16 protein-coding genes and 9 tRNA genes are annotated in these 22,577 nt (G+C 38.4%); 15 read left to right on the top strand and 10 right to left on the bottom strand.

The features are described from left to right. Positions 1–2: 2 nt before the first annotated feature. Positions 3–1,112 (bottom strand): YjgN family protein, encoded by a 1,110-nt coding sequence (locus I6E80_RS14985; RefSeq protein WP_197185884.1) that lies wholly within the window; start codon positions 1,110–1,112, stop codon positions 3–5. Positions 1,113–1,346: 234 nt separating this feature from the next. Between I6E80_RS14985 and I6E80_RS14990 the strand changes: the two genes are divergently transcribed. The 10 genes from I6E80_RS14990 (at position 1,347) to msrB (ending at position 13,242) form a co-directional block, all read left to right on the top strand. Further along, on the top strand, positions 1,347–1,550 hold the full coding sequence (locus I6E80_RS14990) for a DUF1656 domain-containing protein (RefSeq protein ID WP_024600681.1): 204 nt from the start codon (positions 1,347–1,349) through the stop codon (positions 1,548–1,550). 5 nt (positions 1,551–1,555) lie between these two features. Next, positions 1,556–2,416 (top strand): HlyD family secretion protein, encoded by an 861-nt coding sequence (locus tag I6E80_RS14995; protein WP_024600682.1) that lies wholly within the window; start codon positions 1,556–1,558, stop codon positions 2,414–2,416. A 10-nt stretch (positions 2,417–2,426) separates the two neighbouring features. Next, positions 2,427–4,463, top strand: coding sequence for an FUSC family protein (locus I6E80_RS15000; protein ID WP_197185885.1), 2,037 nt, complete (start codon positions 2,427–2,429; stop codon positions 4,461–4,463). A gap of 76 nt (positions 4,464–4,539) precedes the next feature. Beyond that, positions 4,540–5,271, top strand: coding sequence for an RNA methyltransferase (locus I6E80_RS15005; RefSeq protein ID WP_024600683.1), 732 nt, complete (start codon positions 4,540–4,542; stop codon positions 5,269–5,271). Between the two features lie 68 nt (positions 5,272–5,339). Beyond that, complete coding sequence (locus tag I6E80_RS15010) at positions 5,340–8,741, top strand: chromosome segregation SMC family protein (protein WP_197185886.1); 3,402 nt, start codon at positions 5,340–5,342, stop codon at positions 8,739–8,741. Between the two features lie 74 nt (positions 8,742–8,815). Further along, a complete protein-coding gene (gene zipA / locus I6E80_RS15015; RefSeq protein ID WP_197185887.1) occupies positions 8,816–9,583 on the top strand; it encodes a cell division protein ZipA in 768 nt (255 codons plus the stop codon). Positions 9,584–9,663: 80 nt separating this feature from the next. Then, the gene (gene ligA / locus I6E80_RS15020) at positions 9,664–11,682 is read left to right on the top strand and encodes an NAD-dependent DNA ligase LigA (protein WP_170072197.1); all 2,019 of its coding nucleotides are present in this window, start codon (positions 9,664–9,666) and stop codon (positions 11,680–11,682) included. Between the two features lie 10 nt (positions 11,683–11,692). Next, positions 11,693–12,211, top strand: coding sequence for a DUF2919 domain-containing protein (locus I6E80_RS15025; RefSeq protein ID WP_076924847.1), 519 nt, complete (start codon positions 11,693–11,695; stop codon positions 12,209–12,211). A 2-nt stretch (positions 12,212–12,213) separates the two neighbouring features. After that, complete coding sequence (locus I6E80_RS15030; protein ID WP_024600688.1) at positions 12,214–12,654, top strand: hypothetical protein; 441 nt, start codon at positions 12,214–12,216, stop codon at positions 12,652–12,654. Between the two features lie 147 nt (positions 12,655–12,801). Next, complete coding sequence (gene msrB / locus I6E80_RS15035; RefSeq protein WP_024600689.1) at positions 12,802–13,242, top strand: peptide-methionine (R)-S-oxide reductase MsrB; 441 nt, start codon at positions 12,802–12,804, stop codon at positions 13,240–13,242. 4 nt (positions 13,243–13,246) lie between these two features. Here the strand turns inward: msrB and I6E80_RS15040 are convergent, their stop codons facing one another. The 7 genes from I6E80_RS15040 to I6E80_RS15070 all read right to left on the bottom strand — a co-directional run bounded on the left by I6E80_RS15040 (position 13,247) and on the right by I6E80_RS15070 (position 16,217). Next, positions 13,247–14,893, bottom strand: coding sequence for a tetratricopeptide repeat-containing response regulator (locus I6E80_RS15040; RefSeq protein ID WP_029750967.1), 1,647 nt, complete (start codon positions 14,891–14,893; stop codon positions 13,247–13,249). A gap of 523 nt (positions 14,894–15,416) precedes the next feature. Then, a tRNA-Val gene (locus I6E80_RS15045) sits at positions 15,417–15,492 on the bottom strand. A gap of 61 nt (positions 15,493–15,553) precedes the next feature. Next, positions 15,554–15,629 (bottom strand) — tRNA-Val (locus I6E80_RS15050). Between the two features lie 33 nt (positions 15,630–15,662). Further along, positions 15,663–15,738 (bottom strand) — tRNA-Val (locus tag I6E80_RS15055). 48 nt (positions 15,739–15,786) lie between these two features. Beyond that, positions 15,787–15,862: transfer RNA gene (locus I6E80_RS15060), tRNA-Val, on the bottom strand. Positions 15,863–16,016: 154 nt separating this feature from the next. Beyond that, positions 16,017–16,092: transfer RNA gene (locus tag I6E80_RS15065), tRNA-Val, on the bottom strand. Positions 16,093–16,141: 49 nt separating this feature from the next. Next, positions 16,142–16,217 (bottom strand) — tRNA-Val (locus tag I6E80_RS15070). A 1,259-nt stretch (positions 16,218–17,476) separates the two neighbouring features. On the opposite strand from I6E80_RS15070, the gene I6E80_RS15075 reads away from it, so the two are divergent. From I6E80_RS15075 to I6E80_RS15090, 4 genes are all read left to right on the top strand, one after another. Further along, positions 17,477–17,552, top strand: a tRNA-Ala gene (locus tag I6E80_RS15075). 37 nt (positions 17,553–17,589) lie between these two features. Then, positions 17,590–17,665: transfer RNA gene (locus tag I6E80_RS15080), tRNA-Glu, on the top strand. A gap of 90 nt (positions 17,666–17,755) precedes the next feature. Beyond that, positions 17,756–17,831 (top strand) — tRNA-Glu (locus I6E80_RS15085). Positions 17,832–18,213: 382 nt separating this feature from the next. Then, positions 18,214–21,081 (top strand): pitrilysin family protein, encoded by a 2,868-nt coding sequence (locus I6E80_RS15090; protein WP_197185888.1) that lies wholly within the window; start codon positions 18,214–18,216, stop codon positions 21,079–21,081. Positions 21,082–21,102: 21 nt separating this feature from the next. On the opposite strand, the gene I6E80_RS15095 is transcribed toward I6E80_RS15090, so the two are convergent. Beyond that, a complete protein-coding gene (locus I6E80_RS15095) occupies positions 21,103–21,246 on the bottom strand; it encodes a hypothetical protein (RefSeq protein WP_158000890.1) in 144 nt (47 codons plus the stop codon). An 85-nt stretch (positions 21,247–21,331) separates the two neighbouring features. On the opposite strand from I6E80_RS15095, the gene I6E80_RS15100 reads away from it, so the two are divergent. Then, positions 21,332–21,598 carry a DksA/TraR family C4-type zinc finger protein gene (locus I6E80_RS15100; protein ID WP_002962957.1) on the top strand — a complete coding sequence of 89 codons (267 nt, stop codon included), beginning with the start codon at positions 21,332–21,334 and terminating at the stop codon, positions 21,596–21,598. A 136-nt stretch (positions 21,599–21,734) separates the two neighbouring features. Here I6E80_RS15100 and gloA read toward each other — a convergent pair whose 3' ends face one another. After that, the gene (gloA, locus tag I6E80_RS15105) at positions 21,735–22,136 is read right to left on the bottom strand and encodes a lactoylglutathione lyase (RefSeq protein WP_197185889.1); all 402 of its coding nucleotides are present in this window, start codon (positions 22,134–22,136) and stop codon (positions 21,735–21,737) included. Positions 22,137–22,577 lie beyond the last annotated feature (441 nt).

Consider the following 22,577-nt stretch of genomic DNA (forward strand, 5'->3'; position numbering starts at 1 on the left):
TCTTAAGTTAAAGAAAGGTCAATATCGAATACGTTTGCAGCTTCTTCAGCAAATGATGATTGCTGATCCTGCTCGGTATCAATCAGATTCAATGCACCAGGATAAATAGTGACGTTAGTTACATCTGCAAGCATTTTTGATGTGCGTACTTTTGTCCATGGGTATGCAAGCCCTAAAGAAAATACAATAGCCAACATATTAGTGAGTAATAAAACTGCGAAAGGAATTGGTTTTAGCTCTGATTTAAATGTAGCAACGCCTTCAAAATGGCTGTTATCAAAAATGTGATTACGAATAGCGGCGTGCCATACAGCTGAAACAATAGCAATCATCAGCACGTAGGCAATAGTCATAAATATAGGAAGCATAACCATAGCTGCAGAGTTTTCTAAATTTTGTTGATTTTCAATATCTATTAAATTGAGGCCAAATAATCCTAAAATCCCCATAAATACCACCATAGTGATAGAGCTCACTACAAAGCAAATAAGCGCTGTTAGGTAATAGGTTTCGCCTTTTAGATTTACAGTAAGTGGTTTGTCACCGTAACTAATGTTGCTATGGATATAGCTATCAATACGTTTTATAACATAAGGCATTAATAAATAAAGTGTAAATACGCTGGCAATAGGTAAAAGTATAAAGTTAACAAAAGCTTCGCCATAACTGCCTTTAAAAGCAAAGCGAACATTACGATGGCGCGTCATACGTAGATTAAAACGTAAACCTTGGTTAATAATCCATGGCATTAAAAAGATAAAACCAATCGCAATAAACAGGCCTAGTATAGGCATAAAGCTGATAGAGAATGTGTAAATAAAAAACACAATAACCGCTAAAATCCGGCCTTTTAAAATTTGTATTGGCGTTGCTAGATAGTCAAAGCTATGTCCATCTATACGAATATGGCCGTAGAAGTATCGGTGTGTACGTACTTTAGCCCACGCTGAGTATATGCCGAGAGTAATAACACTAAGTAATATATTTACAATCCAAATGCCAAAAAACTCACCACCTTTACCGCTAAATTGCACTTTACCGCTAAAAATTGGTTCAGCGGGTTCATTTACTGGAGGGTTTGTTTTAGGGGGAGTAGGGTGTATTGATTCCATTAAAATTATATCCATGTTGTTTTTTTGTTAACTTACCTAAATTTGGTGCAAAATTCAATGTTTATAATTACACCACAGTTTTGCAAGTGGCTGATTAAAAGACTATAAGTAATACCATTAGGCTTAAAACTGTGTGGCTATTAATTTTAAATTAAGCACAAAATTAATATAATCAGTTATCTGCTTTATCGCACTCTACTTTTAACCGTTTTTAAACACGTATGGACTTTTATTATGCTGCAAGCTGTTGTTTTAGGCGGGGTCGAGTTTAGCCCTTTGATTATTTACTTTCCTATCGCTTTTATTTTAACAGCCATTACACGTTTTATATTACATCGTTTAGATTGGCACGACCGTATTTGGAAGGTGGCTTGGTTTGAGGTGTCTTTATTTATTTGTTATTTGGCCTTAACCGTTTACCTACTCAGTGGAAGATAAATTAGATGACAAAATATCTACGTACACTTTTAACCATAATCGTTGTTATAGCCGCTGTATTTGCTGGACGATGGGTATGGACTGATTACATGCATACTCCTTGGACTCGAGACGGCCGTATTCGAGCTGAAGTAGTCACCGTTTCGCCCGATGTGTCGGGATGGGTAACTGGGCTAAACATTAAAGATGGTCAAAATATAAAAAAAGGTGACTTACTTTTTAGTGTTGACAACAAACGCTACCAAGCGGCACTTGATAGGAGTAAAGCGACTACTGAAAATGCTTTATACACCTGGGAGTTGGCAAAACATAAACTAGAGCGCCGAAAAGGTTTAAACACTCAGCAAGCAATTAGTGAAGAAGGGCTTGAGTCAACACGCATTAATTCAAAAATAGCAAAAGCCAATTATGAACTTGCAAAAACAGATCAAGCTATAGCTCAACTTAACTTTGATAGAACAAAAGTGTATGCCCCCGTTAGTGGGCAAATTATTAATTTAAACTTACGCCAAGGTAATTACGTAGCTCAAGGCACATCAGTATTTGCCATTGTAAAATCAGGCTCGTTTTACGTTACGGGTTACTTTGAAGAAACTAAAATCCCTTTAATACATGATAATCAAAAAGCTAAAATATCACTGTTAAGCGGTGGCAAGGCTTTAACCGGCCATGTGATTAGTGTGGGTAAAGCTATTGCAAATACAAACACACAAAGTAATACACAACTTTTACCCGTGGTGCAGCAAACATTTAATTGGGTGCGTTTATCTCAGCGAATTCCTGTTGATATAAAGCTAGATTCGGTGCCAGAGGATATACAACTTAGCGCCGGAATGACCGCCACAATACATCTAAATACTCAATAGGGAGAATGCTTTGGGTGATGTATTGAGGAATTTGTTTTTTCCTAAAAAACAGGCAATTATTTTTGCTGTTAAGGGCGTTATTGCGATGGTAATGGCGCTGACTATTGCTATGTCACTTAATCTTGATAGACCTTATTGGGCGCTAGTATCAGCTATATTTTTGCAATTACGCCCACAAAGCGGACTCGTTATTGAAAAAGCAATATGCCAAATAATAGGCACCATAATAGGTGGTTTATTTGGCATACTGCTTTTAACCCAGTTAATTCTTTATCCTTATTTAGCGTTAAGTGCACTTGCTTTATGGTTAGGGGTAAACTCTGCCTTATCGGCAATGGTGCGCCAAGCAAACTTTATTTATGCATTTGCTATGGCAGGGGTTACCGCCGCTATTATCGTACTTTTAGTTATGGTTACACCGGCAATGGTGAGCAGTCAAAGTATATTTGATATTGCTCAGGCGCGAGTAAGCGAAATAGTGATTGGGTCGATTTGTGCGGGCATTGTTAGCCATTTATTTTGGCCAGTAAAAGTTAAACATTTACTGCAAGCACAAGCACGGTCGGTTATAAATCAAACTTTAGATTATTTAGTAACGGAACTTGATTCTAAAGGATCGCACGAAAATCGCCATCACCAAATAGATGGCATTATGGCAACGTTAGGGTCTATAAATGAAGACTCTAGCGCAGTGAGGTACGAAGGACCGAAAGGCCCCGGACGCTCGCGTGCGGCAAATCAATTGTCGCAAAAAGTACTTTCTTTACTGGCTTCAATTCAAATAATTGGTCGCTTGCAACGAAACCACTCAGACCTCATTACTCCTACATTAGACAAATTAATAAGTAAACTTAAAAACGTATTCGCACAAATTAAAGAATCTGACGATTTTGATTACTGCGCCGAGCAGATTAAAGTCCTGCGCAAAGAGCTAACCGACTATAGAGCAAATACGGTGTGTGATTCGCCATTTGAATCTCACATGCTCAATGTGAGCATGGAAGTGGCTAACGATTTAACAATTTTACTGCGGGCTTACAGAGCTTTAGAACAACGCGATAAAACATTGTTAAATGCACCTAGTATGCTTACATATCGCGACCCATTGGCTGGCATTATAGTAGGGTTTAGAACTGCTTTGGTCTTTTCTATCGGCGCATTTATTTGGGTTAATACAGGGTCTTCAGCTGCATTATTAATAATGATTTTACCGGTGATTTTTTCGATAATGTTAGCGCGAATACCGTTAGCTATTTTGCAGGTGGTAATAAAACGTTTATTGGCAGGTATAATTGTTGCTACTTTTGTGACTGTTTTTTATGCGCTAAATTTACTGTCGCAAAGTGGTGGGCAACTAGAAATATTATTACTTGTATTAGCGGGTCCGTATTTTCTTGGTTTACTGCTTTTAGCTGAGCAACAAACATTGCCATACGGCTTAGGGTTTTGTATTCCATTTACTATTTTGGTTAGACCCAGCACGGATATGAGCCTAGCGTTTTCAATTGATTATACATTAAGCTCTGCAATCGCTATTTTTGCTGGCGTGAGTATTTTATTTTGGATTTTTCAGTTATTTACCGGCCCCAGTGTTCAGTTACTTGTTCATCGTGTTTTTAAAGCAACTTACAAAGATTTACTCGAAATAAATACTCATCAAACTCCTACTATTTGGTATAACCGCCGCATGGCAGATAGATTAATACGCTTAACTAATTATGATCAGGGCTCACACACACGGGCCATTACTGACCTTGCATTAACAGGTTTAAACTTAGGGCATGCTTCAATACGATTAAACTCAATTTGCGAGAACCTTGCTGGTGGTACCACACTCAAATATTTAAATGAGTGGCAACGCACGTTGGCTAGTGCATTTATGTTGGCAACCAAAGGCAAGTTTGATGAAAACTTTAAGCAAGCGTCTGATAATCTTTATAACGAATTAGCAGCAACCGTTGATGATTCAAACCAATTAGAAGCAATTAAAGGTATGTTTATTCGTATTAACCTGACCTTTGAAAGAAGTGCCAGCAAGATTAATTAACCCTATTCGCTGCTTTTCGAGTTCAGATGTTATAACGAAATCTGTTATACTTAATGGACAATTTTATGGGGCTGTTATGATTTCAAAAAACCAACTCAAACTTATTCGCCAACTTGGCCAAAAAAAGTACCGAAAGCAATATAATCAATACCTTGTACAGGGTGAAAAAAACGTACTTGAGTTATTAAACAGCCCATTAAATGCGGTTAATATTTTTGCTACAAACGAATTTATAAATGCGTATCAAGGTGAGTATCAGCACGCTAATTTTATTGAAGCGGATGAAGAGACCCTCACTAAAGCCAGCACGCTAGTTAGCAATAATGCAGCCATTGCTATAGTTGATATGCCAAATGCAGAGCTACCTAAAGCAAGTGGCTTAATACTCGCGCTTGATGGCGTATCAGACCCTGGTAACTTAGGCACAATAATTAGAGTGGCAGACTGGTACGGTATTAAACATATAGTAACTAGCACCGACAGCGCTGACGCTTACAACCCTAAAACAATTAGCGCCACAATGGGCTCATTTGTAAGGGTATCGGTAAGCCAAGTAGATTTACCTGATTACTTACGCTCTTTAAAGTTACCTGTTTACGGTGCTTTTTTAGATGGACAAAGTGTACATAAAACCCAATTTACGGGCTCAGGCGTTTTACTAATGGGCAGTGAATCGCATGGAATACGCGAGCAGTGTGCAAAATTAGTGAGCGACAAAATAACCATACCTGCTTTTGGCGGTGCAGAGTCGCTAAATGTGGCAATGGCCACCGGTATTATTTTAGATAACTTTAAACGCCAAGCTTAACAATTTAACTATTTATGAGTTAAATTGTTTGTAGTCAATAACAATAATAAATTGGTAATAACAATAAGATGCGCTTAAGCACTATTAAATTAGCGGGCTTCAAATCGTTTGTAGAGCCCACTAAAATTCCATTTCCTGATCAAATGACATGTGTTGTAGGCCCTAATGGCTGTGGCAAATCTAACGTTATTGATGCAGTGCGATGGGTGCTAGGTGAAAGCTCTGCTAAAAATCTGCGTGGCGATGCCATGACCGACGTTATTTTTAATGGTTCAACTAATCGAAAAGCCATATCGCAAGCCTCTGTAGAGCTTGTTTTTGATAACGATAAAGGTAGCCCTTCAAATACATTTGCCGATCGAAACCAAATTGCCATTAAGCGTCTAGTAACGCGCGACGGACAGTCACTGTATTTTTTAAACGGTAGTAAATGTCGTAAGCGCGATATTACCGATATATTTTTAGGTACCGGTCTTGGTCCGCGAAGTTACGCAATTATTGAGCAAGGGATGATCTCGCGCTTAATAGAAAGTAAACCACAAGAATTACGCGTATTTTTAGAAGAAGCCGCCGGCGTTTCTAAATACAAAGAACGCCGCCGCGAAACCCAAACACGTATTAAAAGCACCCGCGAAAACCTTGAGCGTTTACTTGATGTGCGTAAAGAGCTGCAAAGCCAGTTAGATAAATTAGCTGTGCAGTCGGTTGATGCAAAAAAATACCGGGAGCTAAAAGCGCAAGAACGCATGCTAAAAGGGCAAATTGCGGTTTTAAAATGGCAAAAGTTACACCAGCAGCAATTAGAAAAAAGTACTCAAATTAAAAAACTGAACGACCAAGTTTCGTTTTTTAAAACCGCTAACTCAGGGCATGACGATGTACTTGCAAGCTTAGAAGGTCAAGTACAAGCTCAGCAAGACAAATTAAGCGATGCACAGCATCAGCAACATGTAATACACACCGAGCTTACCCGCGCTGAGCAACAACAAATAAATGTAAAGCAACAAACTCAAACGCTTAAACAAAATTTAATTAAATTACAGCAGCGCCAAACTCATAGTACGGAGATTAAAACGCAGCAGCAGATTGTGTGTGAACAACTAAATGAAACCCTGCAAGAAGCAAGTGAAAACGCTTTAATTTGCGAAGAGCAAGTTAGGACGTTAACACATGAACTTGAAGACTTATTAGCACTGAAACTGCGCCACAATACACACTGGCAAACTTTGTGTGAGCAACAGCAACAACTTAATAATAATGCACAACTGCATAGCAGTCACATCAAACAAACTCAGCAGAAAATAAGTCACGTTAACGAGCAAGTTGATCAGTCAAATGCGCAGCTTACTGACTTACAAAGTAGTGATGTAGAGCAACAATTAACAGAGCAAAAACAGCAAACACAAACATTAACTCAAGAACTTGCCGTTAAACAAACAGCGCACACGCAGTGCAGTGCTAAGCTTGAATTACAAAATGAGCTTGTTAATAACTCACAGAAGCAATATTCGACGCTTACTCAAACAATAAATGAGTTAAAAGCCAGTATAACGGGGCTTAAAAGTACATTAGGGCTTGATGAAGAAAGTGAAAGTACTCATTGTTTGTTTAATCAGCTAAGTGTTAAAGAAGGCTTTGAGCCCTTAATAGAGCAAGCACTTAAATCGCTAGAGCACTTAAATGTCAGTGAGCAGCAAGCTGATAATAGTGTGTGGCCAATGAGTGGTAAGCATATTGCTGAAAATAGCTTAGCGGCACTCATAACAAGCGGTGTTTATCCAGAACATTTAACGCGTATTGCTTATAGCGAGAGCGGTGATTTAACGCTCTTAAACGATGCTTTTTATACAGCCGTTATGGATAAAAACGGTGCTCTATATGGTCGTAACTGGCATGTAAGTGCTGATCGAAGTGCAGAAAACTCATTGCTTTTAAAACATAAGCAATTGCAGGATAAAGCTCAGCAGTTAACCAATACCGAGGATGAGCTAAAACAAGTAACGCGTACTCGTGATGAACATACAGCCGAGCAAGTAAAGTTAATTAACGACCAAAACGAGCTTAAAGAAGGCATACATGAGCTTGCGCAAAATATAGCAGTAGCCGGTACTCGCAGTGATATGCTTAAACAGCAAGTAGCGCACTTTAAGCTGCAACTAGAAAAGCTACAGCAACAAAAACAGCAATTAACCACTGTGCTTTTGCAATTAAATACCGTGCTTGATGAGCAAACAGAGCAATTTGAAGTGTTAAATGAGCAGCAACTCAACTTAACGGATGAGGTAGACACTGCAAATAGCCTGCGCTCACAAAGTGATAAAAGTTATAGCGAAGCAGTAAGCATGCTTGAGCAATATAAAACGCAAGCGCATAAGGCAACGCTCTTAGAGCAAAAGGCACGCAGTGAATGGCAGTTAAGCCAAACCAAATTGAGCCATGCAGAGCAGGAGCACATTAGTGCATCTGAAGGTGCGCAAGAACTACTTAATGAAATAGAAGAGCTGCTTATACCAGAGCAAGAACTGGACGATAAAATAACGCAGCTTTTAGCGCAACATCAAAAAGGTGAGCAGGCGCTGATATTACTACAAAAAGAATTAGCTCAGGCTAAAGAAAGCTTAAATACCAAACAGGCAAGCCTTAAAAGTTCGCAAAGCGAGCTGGCGGGCTTGCAAGAGCAGCATCAAAAGTTAACAATTGAAGAGCAAAGCTTGCTAATAAAAGCGCAAGTTGCGCTCGAGCCATTAGAAGAATTGAAACAAAGCTTAAAAGCAATACTTGATGAATTACCAGATTCATTGAATTTAAGTGCGGCGCAAAATCAGTTAACCGGATTCACTAATCAGTTAAATAAATTAGGTGCAGTAAACTTAGCGGCAATAGAAGAGTTTGATTTAGCCAAAGCTCGTAGTGATTATCTTGATAATCAATTAGATGATTTAACAAAAGCGTTAAGTACCCTTGAAGGTGCAATTCGTAAAATTGATATTGAAACCAAAACACGCTTTAAAGCGACGTTCGATCAAGTTAACGAAGACTTCGCTGAACTATTTCCTAAAGTTTTTGGTGGTGGTAGTGCGTATTTAGAATTAACCAGTGACGATTTACTCGAAAGTGGTGTTAGTATAATGGCACGACCACCTGGTAAGAAAAATTCAACAATTCATTTGTTAAGTGGTGGAGAAAAAGCGCTGACCGCATTATCATTAGTGTTTTCTATATTCAGGCTCAATCCAGCTCCTTTCTGTATGCTGGACGAAGTAGATGCCCCATTGGATGATGCCAACGTTGTGCGTTTTTGCCGTTTGGTTGAAGAAATGTCACAATCAGTGCAGTTTATTTATATTAGTCATAATAAAATTGCGATGGAAATGGCAGGTAGATTAACAGGTGTTACTATGGCAGAACCTGGCGTATCGCGAATGGTTGCTGTAGATATAGAGCAAGCTGTGCAACTTGCACATGCATAAATTTTTATAACAAGTATATTAGTTTTTGATTAATATACAGGTTTTAGGCATATCAAATAATAAAAGGTGAGGGGATGGCCGAACAATTAAGATGGGTTTTAATCATTATCAGTGTAGTTGTCATTGGTGGTTTATTAATACATGGATTGTGGTCTGTTAGAAAAAAAGACCGCCCAGAAGTATCTGATAACGAACGGGTTGAGCCATTACAAGAAAGCGCATCAGCTTCATCTAAACCGTTTCGTACTGAGGCTGAGCCAACAGAGCCAATGCAAAACGAACGAGATGAGCCACAATTTGGTGAGCTTAACTTTGATGCAAATGAGCCGCAAATTGATACAAGCGTGCCAGAAGTGCCGATTGAAGATGACCTAGAAATAGTGGATGACCAAGAAGAAAAAGAGCAAAGCGCTGAAGATGCACCAGCTCAAATGTCTGACTTTGTTATTGTACATATTCAAATGCCAGAAGAGCTTAGCATGCAGGGTAGTAAATTATTGCCAGCAGTTAATACTTTAGGTTTTAAATATTCTGAGGAAGGTTTTTTTAATCGCCACTTAGATCCGGCTGGTCAAGGCCCTGTTTTATTTAGATTAGTAAATATGTACAACCCAGGTACGTTTGATATTGATAATATGGAACAATTTAGTACCGCTGGGGTAAGCTTATTTATGACGTTACCGTGCGACGGCGATGGCCTAGCTGCATTTAATATGTTGCACAGCGCAGCTAAAAAGTTAGCGGATGAATTTGGTGCACAAATTTTAGATGCTGAGCGAAATGAAATGACCGTAGATCGCGTAAGACAATATGTTGAGCAGGTCCGTTCTTTTTCAGCGTAAATAACGCACACATTATATTTTTATAAGCCACTGGACGGTGAATCGTCAAAGTGGCTTTTTTTATGTTTATTGAGGTTTAAATGTCTAGCAGCATTAGTGAGCAAGTTAATCATCTTCGTACTATATTAGAGCAACACAACTATAACTATTATGTGCTCGACACCCCCAGTATTCCTGATTCTGAGTATGATAGGTTGTTACGCGAACTAAGTGCATTGGAAACCGAGCATCCAGAATTTTTAACCGCCGACTCGCCCACACAAAAAGTAGGCGGTGCAGCACTGAGTAAATTTGAGCAAGTCGCGCACCAAGTACCCATGCTGTCACTTGATAACGCCTTTAGTGAAGAAGAGTTCACAGCGTTTAATCGCCGTATAAAAGAGCGTTTAATGAGTACCGATGAGCTTACTTTTTGTTGTGAGCCAAAACTTGATGGTTTAGCTGTATCAATTATTTATCGTGATGGTGTACTTGTACAAGCGGCTACGCGAGGTGATGGTTTTACCGGTGAAAACATTACTCAAAATGTTAAAACCATTCGTAATGTACCGCTTAAGCTGCGTGGTGATTACCCGAAAGAGCTAGAAGTGCGCGGTGAAGTATTTATGGACAGCGCTGGCTTTGATAAATTGAATACTGAAGCAGAAAAACGCGGTGAAAAAGTATTTGTTAATCCGCGTAACGCAGCGGCAGGTAGTTTACGCCAACTCGACTCTAAAATTACCGCTAAACGCCCACTCATGTTTTATGCCTACAGTACTGGGCTTGTGGCTGATGGCAATATTCCTGAGGATCATTATCAGCAATTAGAAAAACTGACTGATTGGGGGCTACCTTTGTGCCCAGAAACAAAATTAGTTGAAGGTCCAAAAGCCGCGCTTGCGTACTACAGCGATATTTTAACGCGTCGCAGTGAGCTTAAATATGAAATTGATGGTGTAGTAATAAAAATCAATCAAAAGACCTTACAAGAGCGTTTAGGCTTTGTAGCACGTGCTCCTCGTTGGGCCATTGCATATAAGTTCCCGGCGCAAGAGGAAATAACCCAATTACTTGATGTTGATTTTCAAGTCGGTCGTACTGGCGCCATTACACCGGTTGCACGTTTGAAGCCTGTTTTTGTGGGGGGAGTTACCGTATCAAATGCAACGCTTCATAACAGTGATGAAGTTGCACGTTTGGGCGTCAAAGTAGGTGATACAGTTATTATTCGCCGCGCTGGGGACGTGATCCCGCAAATAACACAAGTTGTACTTGAGCGTCGCCCTGATGATGCTAGAGACATTGAATTCCCGACGACTTGCCCAATCTGTGATTCTCATGTTGAAAAGGTTGAAGGCGAAGCTGTAGCCCGGTGTACGGGTGGGCTTGTATGTCCTGCACAGCGAAAGCAAGCTATTAAGCACTTTGCTTCGCGCAAAGCGCTTGATATAGACGGTCTTGGCGATAAAATTGTTGATCAGCTAGTAGATAGAGAACTTATAAAAACACCTGCGGATTTGTTTATTTTAAAGCAAGGACATTTTGAGTCGCTTGAACGTATGGGACCTAAGTCAGCTAAAAACTTAGTAACAGCACTTGAAGAGGCTAAAGGCACTACGCTTGCTAAGTTTTTATATTCACTGGGTATTCGTGAGGCGGGCGAGGCGACGGCACAAAATTTAGCTAATCACTTTCTAACCCTTGAAAATGTAATAAATGCCAGCATTGATAGTTTAACGCAAGTAAGTGATGTGGGCGAAATAGTAGCTGCTCATGTTCGTGGTTTTTTCGATGAGGAGCATAATTTAGCGGTTGTTAATGCGCTTATAGATCAAGGCGTAAACTGGCCAGCGTTGAGCGCACCTTCTGAGGAAGAACAACCGCTTGCTGGGCTTACATATGTGCTTACAGGTACGCTTAATACACTTAATCGCAATGATGCAAAAGCACGATTACAACAATTGGGCGCTAAGGTGTCTGGTAGCGTATCGGCTAAAACAGATGCGTTAGTGGCGGGTGAAAAAGCAGGTTCAAAACTCACAAAAGCACAAGACCTAGGCATAGACATACTAACTGAAGATGAATTAATTGAGTTACTTATAAAGCATAACGGTTAGGAAAACGATAATGAGCCGATATGGGCCTGAATACTGGGATAAGTACGGAAGTTACCGTACGCCTATTGCATTTCATTTAAGTGTGATTGTGCTTTTACGTGGCTATTTTATTTGGGTTATAGCGGCTTTAAGCCGCAGACCTGAACTGGATTTAATGTCGTTATTTTTTAAAAATAAAAATGATTTTTTTATCGCAATAGCAATTGGAAGCGTTGCAATAATACCGACTATTTTATTTTGCTTACGCAGGCCGCGAGATTCACACAGTGCGAGCGACAGGTTAGCAAAAATATGGCGACATATGCGTTGGCCCCTTATTTTATGTGCCGTTGTTGATTTAACATGGTTAAGTATTCAAGCTGCACATAGTCATTATCGGTTTTCATCTTTTTTAGCAGTACAAATGATGATTGTTTTATGGGTGCTGTGGTATTTGATGAAAAGCCGCTATTTAACTGTTTTCTTTAATGATTGGCCTGAGCCGACAGAAAAAGCATCAGAAGAAAAAAAGCGACTTAAAAAGGATTAGTTGTGGACGCTGTAAATAAAAAAATAGCGATAGCTATATCGCTAATAGGCTTAGTGCTTATTATTTTAATGATTAGCACTGATTTTTTAGAGTTTATGTGGTTTAAAGCGCTATTTGGGTTGTGGGTATTTGTTTTTTGCTCAAGCGTTTATAGGCTAACGCCTTTATTTAAATCAAGGAACAGGTTAGAGGATTTTATTCAGCGAGACGCCCAACACCTATTACTTTTTAGTTTGATGGGGTTTTTTGATAAAAAGCACGGTCCAGATTGGTTATTTATTGAGAGTATTGAACGCATAACGACAAAGGATGACGAGCTAATAATTTACAGTAATAACGAGCGCCAAATAAGTGTTAGTTTACCTGCAAAAAAAGCAGAACTAGATAGTTTTATTAAACGAATACTTACCGACTCAGAAAAGCAAAATATTACCTTTAGCTAAGGCGATTTAGCTTTGCGGCTGGGCAATTTCAGCCTTAAACGGTCAACACTCTTTAGCTGATCTTTAGAGTATTCAATAACGTAATAATTAACCGTACTTTTTATAAATTTATTAAGTATGGTTAATCAACTATTCAATGAGGCTATTATGTTGAAGTGGAATGATGTTATTAACTTTGCCACCAACGGCAATCCTACCCCAAGTAAAAAAGTAGTCAAAACTGACGAGCAGTGGCGGATGCAATTATCAGAAGATGAATATTACGTAACACGTAAAAAGGGAACAGAGCGCCCAGATAGCTCGGGTAGTTGTACATTACTTGAGCCTGGTAAGTATGTGTGTATTTGCTGTGATAATCTATTGTTTGATGCTGATGAGAAGTTTGATAGCGGTACTGGTTGGCCGTCATTTACGCAACCTGCGACAATTGAAGCGATTGGCTATGTAAGCGATACAAGCCATGGTATGGAGCGCATAGAGGTGGTTTGTAACGTGTGCGATTCGCACTTAGGCCATATTTTTCCAGATGGTCCATTACCAACGGGTTTACGTTATTGCGTTAATGCCGCATCAATGAAAAAGCTCTAATATTTTATTTACTAGCGCTTTGAATATCTAAATTCATTTCTTTTGCTATGTGCAAAATCTTATCTAAACGCTGCGTCTGATCTGCTTGTAATTTAGCTTTATCAAGAAGGACGTAGCATCTTTTCGCAAGTTCCATATTAAATGAACTACCTGATTGCTTAGTTGAATCAAATAGGCACTGTAATAAATTAAGTGCGATACTTTGATTACGAGGCATGACTCTAAACGCTTGTGTAAAAGCTTCTAGCGCAGTATTTAATTGGCCTTTATTAAATTGATTAACTGCATGGTTATTAAGCTCTTTCGGCCCCATTTTAATATCGCGTCGCTCACTTTGTTGCTGCTGAATATAACGCAAGTAGGTTGTGTCGCTAACTGCAGGGTGTCTTTCACAGTGGGTAATTATTTGTGTAAATAAGGTTTGCGCCTTTTGATGAAACCCCAGTTCATGAAATGCTTTTGCCTTATCAAGTGCGCCATCAACCGATCGGATATGAGTATCGTCATCATCAAGCTGTTCAATTAGCTTTTTCGCTTTTTGGTGCTCATCTTTTAAATAATGAAGCCGTGCATTAAGTACATCAATTTGAGCTTGGTTTGTATTATTAGGAAACTGTTTTTTTAAATCATTAATGTATTGATTAGTTTGCCTAGAAATTCGTTGAATTTGATCGGTTTGATCAGTTGTTAGCGCAAAGTCGATACCTGCACGTGCTGCATTTAAATATACATCGGGGTGGTCGTGTATGGAGTGCTTTGCGAAGGTGGCAATATCTTTTTGAGTTAAATAGCTTTTTTCATAGTCGTGATTAATTAGCGAGACATTACTTAGCGATTTTTGACGTGTGATATTTCGCGGTGCAATTTCCGCGGCTTGGCTCAAAAACTCTTGTGCTAGCTCAAACTGATTTAGCTTTATTTCTAATCGGCCCAACAAATCCAAGGCTACTAAACGAGTTTCTTGGCGCTCTAACATTGTTTTGAGCATTCGCTGCGCCAAAATATGTTCGTTATTCGCTATAAGTGCCTCTACTAAGCCTACTTTTGCCCAAGCAAATTTTTGAATGTCGAGAACAGACTTAAAAAAGTCTTTTGCATCCTGAGCTCGTTTTAAACGAAGTAAGGCATCACCTTTTAGGCGAAGTAATATAGGGCTGTAATTACTGTTTTTTTTATCTAGAGCGGTATCAATAAATTTAATAGCTTTTGAATCGTTACCATCATCAATTAATGAATACACTGTTTGTAAGTCGTGTTTACGCTTTAAAATTCGTTCAATGCGTGTTTTGAGCTCTTGCACTGTAAAAGGTTTAACTAAAAAGTCATCAGGTTGGAGTTCAAGAACACTATGAACTAGTGAACCACTTGTTTCTGCTGAGATGAAGATAAAGCCAGTCGAGCTTTTTATAAGATGTTTTACACGTAGCTCTTCATAAAGTTGGTAGCCATCTTGGTGTTTATTTAAGTTAAATGAACAAACTATTAGATCAAACTCTTCACTTAAACACTGATCTTTTGCAGAGTTTGCATGATCGGCAAAGCGCAACTGCCGAAAGCCAAGCCTTTCTAACGATTGTTTCATATAGCTTTGGGCAAGTGGTTGCTCCTCGACTATAAGTATTTTGGCTTTTGAATAAATCTTAGTTGGCATTGGCTTAAGCGTAATTGTATTTAACACAGACTATAATCAACAGTTTAACTGCTTACAAGGGAATTTAAATGATAGCTGTATTTATTAGGTACTTAACTTTGCCTAATACGTTTATCTAACTACGAAAGTACTGAGCCGAATAACATAATTAAAAACTACATAAGCAAAATGGATAACTCTAATTTGATGAGTGCTTTGATATAGAAACTTAGATTTTAATAAAAATATGAAATGTATTTAATATGGAAAGAAAGAGTTATTACTAGAGAAGTTATCATTAAAGGAGTTATTAGAGAAATTATCTGATGGTGCTTATATGTGGTGGGTGATTACTTGGCTTGATACCAGTGACCCTCGCCATTACTTGTAAAGGGTGGCGATGCTCTTTTTCTTAAGGCTAAGTTAATTACATACGATTTATATATTGAGTTTTTATAAAGTTATTAAATACTTTTAACATAGGAAAGAGGATTTATTACTAGAGAAGTTATCATATAAAGAGTTGTCTGATGGTATTTATATGTGGTGGGTGATACTGGACTTGAACCAGTGACCCTCGCCTTGTAAGGGCGATGCTCTCCCAACTGAGCTAATCACCCACATATAATAGGTATGCCTGTTATTTAATTCTTTGTTATCAATTAACCGCTTAATGTAATTTGGTGGGTGATACTGGACTTGAACCAGTGACCCTCGCCTTGTAAGGGCGATGCTCTCCCAACTGAGCTAATCACCCAAATTACATTTTAATATGCACCACTGTAAATAGTGGTGGGTCGTACTGGACTTGAACCAGTGACCCTCGCCTTGTAAGGGCGATGCTCTCCCAACTGAGCTAACGACCCATATTAAATTTTAAAACGCGACTATTGATATAATAATAGGTTTATATGTGGTGGGTGATACTGGACTTGAACCAGTGACCCTCGCCTTGTAAGGGCGATGCTCTCCCAACTGAGCTAATCACCCACATATAAATTAAAACGCTACTATTAAAATAAATAGTACTGGACTTTAACCAGTGAACCTCGCCGTTACTTGTAAATAGCGGTGATGCTCTCTTTTTTCTAACTGAGCTAATCACCCATTTAGATTTTTGTAATATACACCATTTTAAAAAAAATGGTGGGTCGTACTGGACTTGAACCAGTGACCCTCGCCTTGTAAGGGCGATGCTCTCCCAACTGAGCTAACGACCCATATTACAATTTTATAACGCGACTATTAAATAATAATAGGTTTTATATGTGGTGGGTGATACTGGACTTGAACCAGTGACCCTCGCCTTGTAAGGGCGATGCTCTCCCAACTGAGCTAATCACCCACATCTAAACAACATCACATTGCTGCGTTGTTGTGGGGCGCTATTATAGATAGAGTTGGAAATGTGTCAACACTTGAATGATAAAAATGTACTGAGTGAAGCTTTTATAAACAATAGGATACTTTGGAAGTCTATTTTATCATCAAATTCAAGATGGCAGTTCAATTAAGCACCTAAAAGAGAGCAGGAATTATAACTCTATTAATCTTAAATTTAGTTTTACGATACTCATTGTTTTTTTATTGGAGTCGTTTTTATGATTATAATCCAGATGGATTAATATTAGGGCGAGTTATTTAGTGAATAGAGCTGGCCTTTAAAAATGAATTTAATTTAAACTTCCCCAAACGAATGATATTTACAGTACTCTAAACTTTATTTTTGTACTTTTTTTATTTTTTATAAGCCAACCTAGCCAATTCGAAAGACGCACTCCTCACTAACAGCCTTTCGGGTTAAGGCTAGGGCGTGTTGATCTTTCGAGGTTAAATTTGCAGCAGTATGTTAGGTGTTTAGACAAGGCAGAGCCTATTCGTGTGGTTATTCCCGATAAATAGGCGATAACGCAGAATAAAGACCAGACATGCGCTGCCCGAAGGGTTCTGCCCAGAGGGAATTACTCTTTGTTGCTCGGTTTTTAGTTAGCCCACTAGGTTACAAACCTCGCGCCGCGATTAAATCGCCCCTAGATTGAACAAATTTCAATCCACAAAGGTCAACATGCCCTAAATAAATCACACATAGCTAAAGTTTTGTACATAGAATTACGAAGCTACAATGTTCTTTAAAAAATGTTCTTCAAACAATAATCGACTTTTCTCAGTACGAGCTACGCTGGCTATTAAGCGAGTGAAAGTTGTGGGTACTCTCAAACCCACATTTAAACTTTGGTTATTATAAGTAATTATAACTTTTAAAAGATTAAGGCTATTGGCGAGGCCTTAATTGGTAGTTTTTAGATAAATTCAATTTGCATATAAATGTATACCTTTGCTTTGATGTAGTTTTGTTGCATTAATTAGGGGGAGTAGGGTGTTGTTGAGTATTCGCTGCGATATAGTGATGTTATTATAAGCAGTAGGGCTAGAATATTATTCAAATTGTATTTTTTAGCACGCTTGATAGCCAGTTTGTTGAAAATTAAACCATTTAAATAAAGCTAGGTAAAAAACTGTTGACTTTATTTTGGGTGGTGCATAGAATGCGCCCCGCACTAAGCGATACACGATGTGTTTATCACGACGGGTATTGATTAAGTTGGGGCCATAGCTCAGCTGGGAGAGCGCTTCGCTGGCAGTGAAGAGGTCTGCGGTTCGATCCCGCATGGCTCCACCAAAAATTAGTGTTTTGTCCTAGGGTAGCAGTTTTCTGTGTCCCCATCGTCTAGAGGCCTAGGACACCGCCCTTTCACGGCGGTAACAGGGGTTCGAATCCCCTTGGGGACGCCACTTACTATTTTTATAGTGAATGTAGTGTTATTAAGAAAGCTCGCCTGAAACGAGTCTAAAAATTCAGTTGTCCTAGTGACACATTTATGTGTCCCCATCGTCTAGAGGCCTAGGACACCGCCCTTTCACGGCGGTAACAGGGGTTCGAATCCCCTTGGGGACGCCACTTACTATTTTAAGTACTGTATAAAGCAGTGTGACACCGCACTCTCTATACACGACGTTATCAAGAGTACTAATCTTTTGGGGATGCCATTTACTTATTTTAAGTAATGTATAAAGCAGTGTGACATCGCACTCTCTATGCACGACGTTATCAAGAGTACTAATCTCTTAGGTATGTCATTTACTTATTTTTTAATAGGGAAGTGCAGTGTTATTAGAATAAAACTCAAAAATAAATATCCTCATTTTACCCCAACTTTGTATTTTTATATCAATCTATTTACACTTCGTTACAAAACCAAACCGATAATCGCTCCATATTCCTTGTTGTACTTTTAATTAGTCTTTAAACTCATTGAGTTAATTTAAATATGGACTAAAAAATGAAACTCACAAAAATTGCACTCGCTGTTTTACTTGCATCAGGGTTAGCTGCATGTAATAGCTCAACTCAAGCTGTTGATAAAAATATTGTTACAGAAACATCAATTCCTGGCGTTACACTTATTGAATCAGTGAAATCTAATGCAGGTGAAATCAACATACCGTATAAAAAATATAAACTAGATAACGGTTTAACAGTAATTGTGCATGAGGATCATTCAGACCCCTTAGTACACGTTGATGTAACATACCATGTTGGTTCTGCTCGCGAAGAGTTGGGTAAGTCAGGCTTCGCTCACTTTTTTGAGCATATGATGTTTCAAGGTTCAGAAAATGTTGCTGATGAGGAACATTTTAAAATAATATCTGAAGCAGGCGGTACTTTAAATGGTACTACTAACTCAGATAGAACAAATTATTTTGAAACAGTACCTGTAAATCAATTAGAAAAGATGTTGTGGCTAGAAGCTGATCGAATGGGCTTTTTACTCGATGCTGTAACCCAAGAAAAATTTGAAGTACAACGCGAAACAGTAAAAAATGAGCGCGGCCAACGCGTTGATAATCGCCCCTATGGTCGCTTAGGTGAGCGTGTTGCTCAAGCAATGTACCCAGATAGTCATCCATATTCATGGCCTGTAATTGGTTTTATGGACGATCTTAATCGCGTAAATGTAAATGATTTAAAAGCATTCTTTTTAAAGTGGTATGGTCCTAATAATGCAACGCTTACTATTGGTGGCGACATCAACGCTAATGAAATACTGCCTTTAGTTACTAAATACTTTGCGCCAATCCCAAAAGGCCCTGAAATTCCTACAGTAGAAAAAACAGCTGTAACACTAGATGCTGATAGATATATTTCAATGGAAGATAAAGTTCATTTACCTTTATTAAGCATGAGCTTCCCAACGACTTACGCTCGCTCTGAAGATGAAGCACCACTGGATATACTTGCTGAAATATTAGGTGGTGGTAATAATTCACTACTATACAAAAACTTAGTTAAAACTCAACTTGCTGTTCAAGCAAGTGCAAATCACCCATGCCAAGAGTTAGCGTGTTCAATTAGTCTTTATGCTTTACCAAATCCTACAGCTGGGAAAACGTTAGCTGATATGGAAAAAATCATTCGTGATTCATTTGTTGAATTTGAAGAGCGAGGCGTTACACAAGATGATTTAGATAAAGTAAAAGCTAAAATAGAATCGGGTGCAATTTTTGGTCTGCAAAGCGTATCAGGTAAAGTCTCTCAACTAGCCGCGTCAGAAACATTTACTGGTAATCCAAACTCAGCTAAAGATGAGATTGCACGTTATAACAAAGTTACAAAAGCTGATGTTATGCGTGTTTTTAATCAATATATCAAAGATAAATCTGCCGTTATTATGAGTGTTGTGCCAGAAGGGCAGACACAGCTTATAGCTGCACCAGACAACTTTACTCCTAAAACGCATGATTTTGGAGGTCCATCTACAACTTCAGCTGATGATTTAGTGGCACGAAGAGCTGTTGATACATTTGATCGAAGTGTTCATCCAGAGGCCGGCGCAAATCCTGCTGTTGATGTTCCTACTCTTTGGCAAACTAAGACCGAAAACGGTATTAAAATATTAGGTACTCAAAGTACAGAAACACCAACTACCGCTATTTTCATTAAAGTTCCCGGTGGCCTGTACAGTGAGCAAGCTAGTAAAGTTGGTTTATCATCAATAACTGCATCGTTAATGAGCGAGTCAACGCAAAACTACACTACAGAGCAGATGAGTAACGCGCTTGAAAAGCTAGGTAGCCAGGTAAATATCTACTCAGATAAAACACATACAAATGTGTATGTTTCTAGCTTAACCAAAAATGTCGATGCAACGCTAAAGCTTGTCGAAGAAAAGTTATTTAAACCAGCATTTAATGCAGATGACTTTGAGCGTAATAAAAAGCAAATCATTCAAAATATTCAACATTCAATGAAGGATGCTGGGTATTTAGCATCTAATACATATAGTAAATTACTATATGGAAACAATATAGCCGCACTTCCAAGCACTGGAACGCTTAATAGTATAGAGGCTATTACACTTGCTGACGTTAAAGCTTTTTATAGCGCAAACTTTAAACCGCAGGGCGCTCAAGTCATTATTGTTTCTGATTTAAAAGAGTCAACAATTGAACCAAAAGTTAAAGCTACACTTACAAACTGGAAAGGTAAATCGAGCTCAGTAGCGGTTGATTTCAGTGAACCTAAAGTAGAAACTAATGTGATTTATTTGGTTGATAAACCTGATGCTCCTCAATCAGAAATTCGTATTGGTAAACGCGATATGGTTGAAGATATTACAGGTGAGTTTTTTAAAGCTAACTTGATGAACTTTGCACTGGGCGGCACGTTTAACAGCCGTATCAATTTAAATTTACGCGAAGATAAAGGCTACACTTACGGTGCTCGCTCTCGTTTTTGGGGTGATAAAACATCGGGTGGCTTTACTGCTTCTGCAGCGGTGAGAGCCGACTCTACTGCAGCGTCTATTACAGAGTTTACTAATGAGCTTAATAACTATGCTCAAAACGGTGTCACTGACGAAGAGCTTATGTTTATGCGTAAAGCTATCAATCAAAAAGATGCGCTTAAATACGAAACGCCTAATGCAAAACTTGGCTTTTTAGCACAAATATTAGAATTTGATTTAAAACCTAGCTTTGTAAAAGAAAGAAATGAGATTGTTAGCAATATTAGCAAAGAAGAAGTTAACGCCTTAGCTAAAAAACACTTAAATACTAAAGACATGATTTATTTAGTTGTGGGTGATGCTAAAACACTCCGCCCAGAGCTCGAAAAATTAGGTATGAAGGTTGTTGATTACAGCCTTTAATATTTAAATAAATAATTTGAATTATAAAGCAGCTTTTTTAGCTGCTTTTTTTTGCCTAATTGTAGAGTGTTGATCTTTTTTGAAAAAGGGTTCACAAAGAACAACTACAGCATCTTTTCTCCAAGTATAAAATATAGTTTCGTAGCTTAAGCCTTCAAAGAACATCACATTCCTAGCTTTTTTATTCAGTACTTATAAAGATTCGATTTGGTAGCATAAATTTAAACATCCAACTTTATTAGGAGGATTTATGGCAAGTGGATGGGCACGAGACGGTGCAATTCAAGATCAAATTGATGCGAGTGTTAATGACGCCGTACAGTATGCAAGAAGCAATTTAATATCTGGCGCAAGTGCAGAACTATGTGATGAGTGCGACGAGAAAATCCCACAAGCAAGAAGGCTTGCGTTACCTGGAGTGCGTTATTGTGTTGCATGCCAAGCTGCAATAGAAGGTAATGGTGCTAGCGCAAAATCATTCAATAGACGTGGTAGTAAAGATAGTCAGTTGCGTTAAAAAGGTGCTAAAAAGCACCTTTTATTTAATACCAATCTACACAAGTATCTGAACAATTCATAAAATTTGTTACACCCTCAATTAGGCCCCACATGACTAAGCAAATTGTTATCACTTGAATTTGTTAGTGAGTAATTTAAAAGTTACTCATGTCTTCTTTTTTCTGAATTAGCTCTATTGAGTAACCATCAGGGTCTTTTACAAAAGCAATTTCAGTGGTACCGCCTTTTACAGGTCCTGGTTCACGGCTAACATTGCCACCGGCAGCCTTAATATCAGCACAGGCCTTGTAAATATCTTCAAATTCAATAGCTATATGTCCATAAGCATTACCCAGGTCGTAGCTATCTTCATCCCAGTTATATGTCAATTCGAGGACCGTCGTGTCCTTTTCATTTCCATACCCAATAAAAGCTAATGTATACCGATACTCGTCATTGTCGGCTCTGCGTAATTCTTTCATACGCAAGACTTCAGTATAAAAAGCAATTGATTTGTCTAAATTAGCTACACGCAGCATAGTATGTAATAAACGCATTATTCAGTTCCTTTAGTGATTTTTTCAAAGTTCAGTATATTTTCAACTAAGCACTATTATTAAGCACATTTTGTGGTTTTATGTGTATTAGCCATATATGTAGGCGTTACTTATAGATCACAACCTCAATACGATGGAGATTTGGAAGCTGTTCATGTATGGCCTTTATGATTTACCAATAACATCAATTGTAAATTGCCAATTAATGAACCGTTTTATTGAATTTTGCATATTTAAATAAAGAACACTTAATTATTGGTCAACCTATTAGTATAAAAAAAGTTACTGATTGTTCAACAAAAGTTAACCTGGGTTTGATTGGGTTAGTTCTCCCTAACTAATTGTTTTTATTTTGTATTAAATTTTTTTGTATGTAATTTGTAAAAATGCGGGGTTTACTTGGTTAACTTATTGGTTGACAAAAAAGGCGTATGGTAATAC

Origin of the sequence: Pseudoalteromonas sp. NSLLW218 (assembly GCF_015864775.1) — a bacterium.
GTDB lineage: Bacteria > Pseudomonadota > Gammaproteobacteria > Enterobacterales > Alteromonadaceae > Pseudoalteromonas.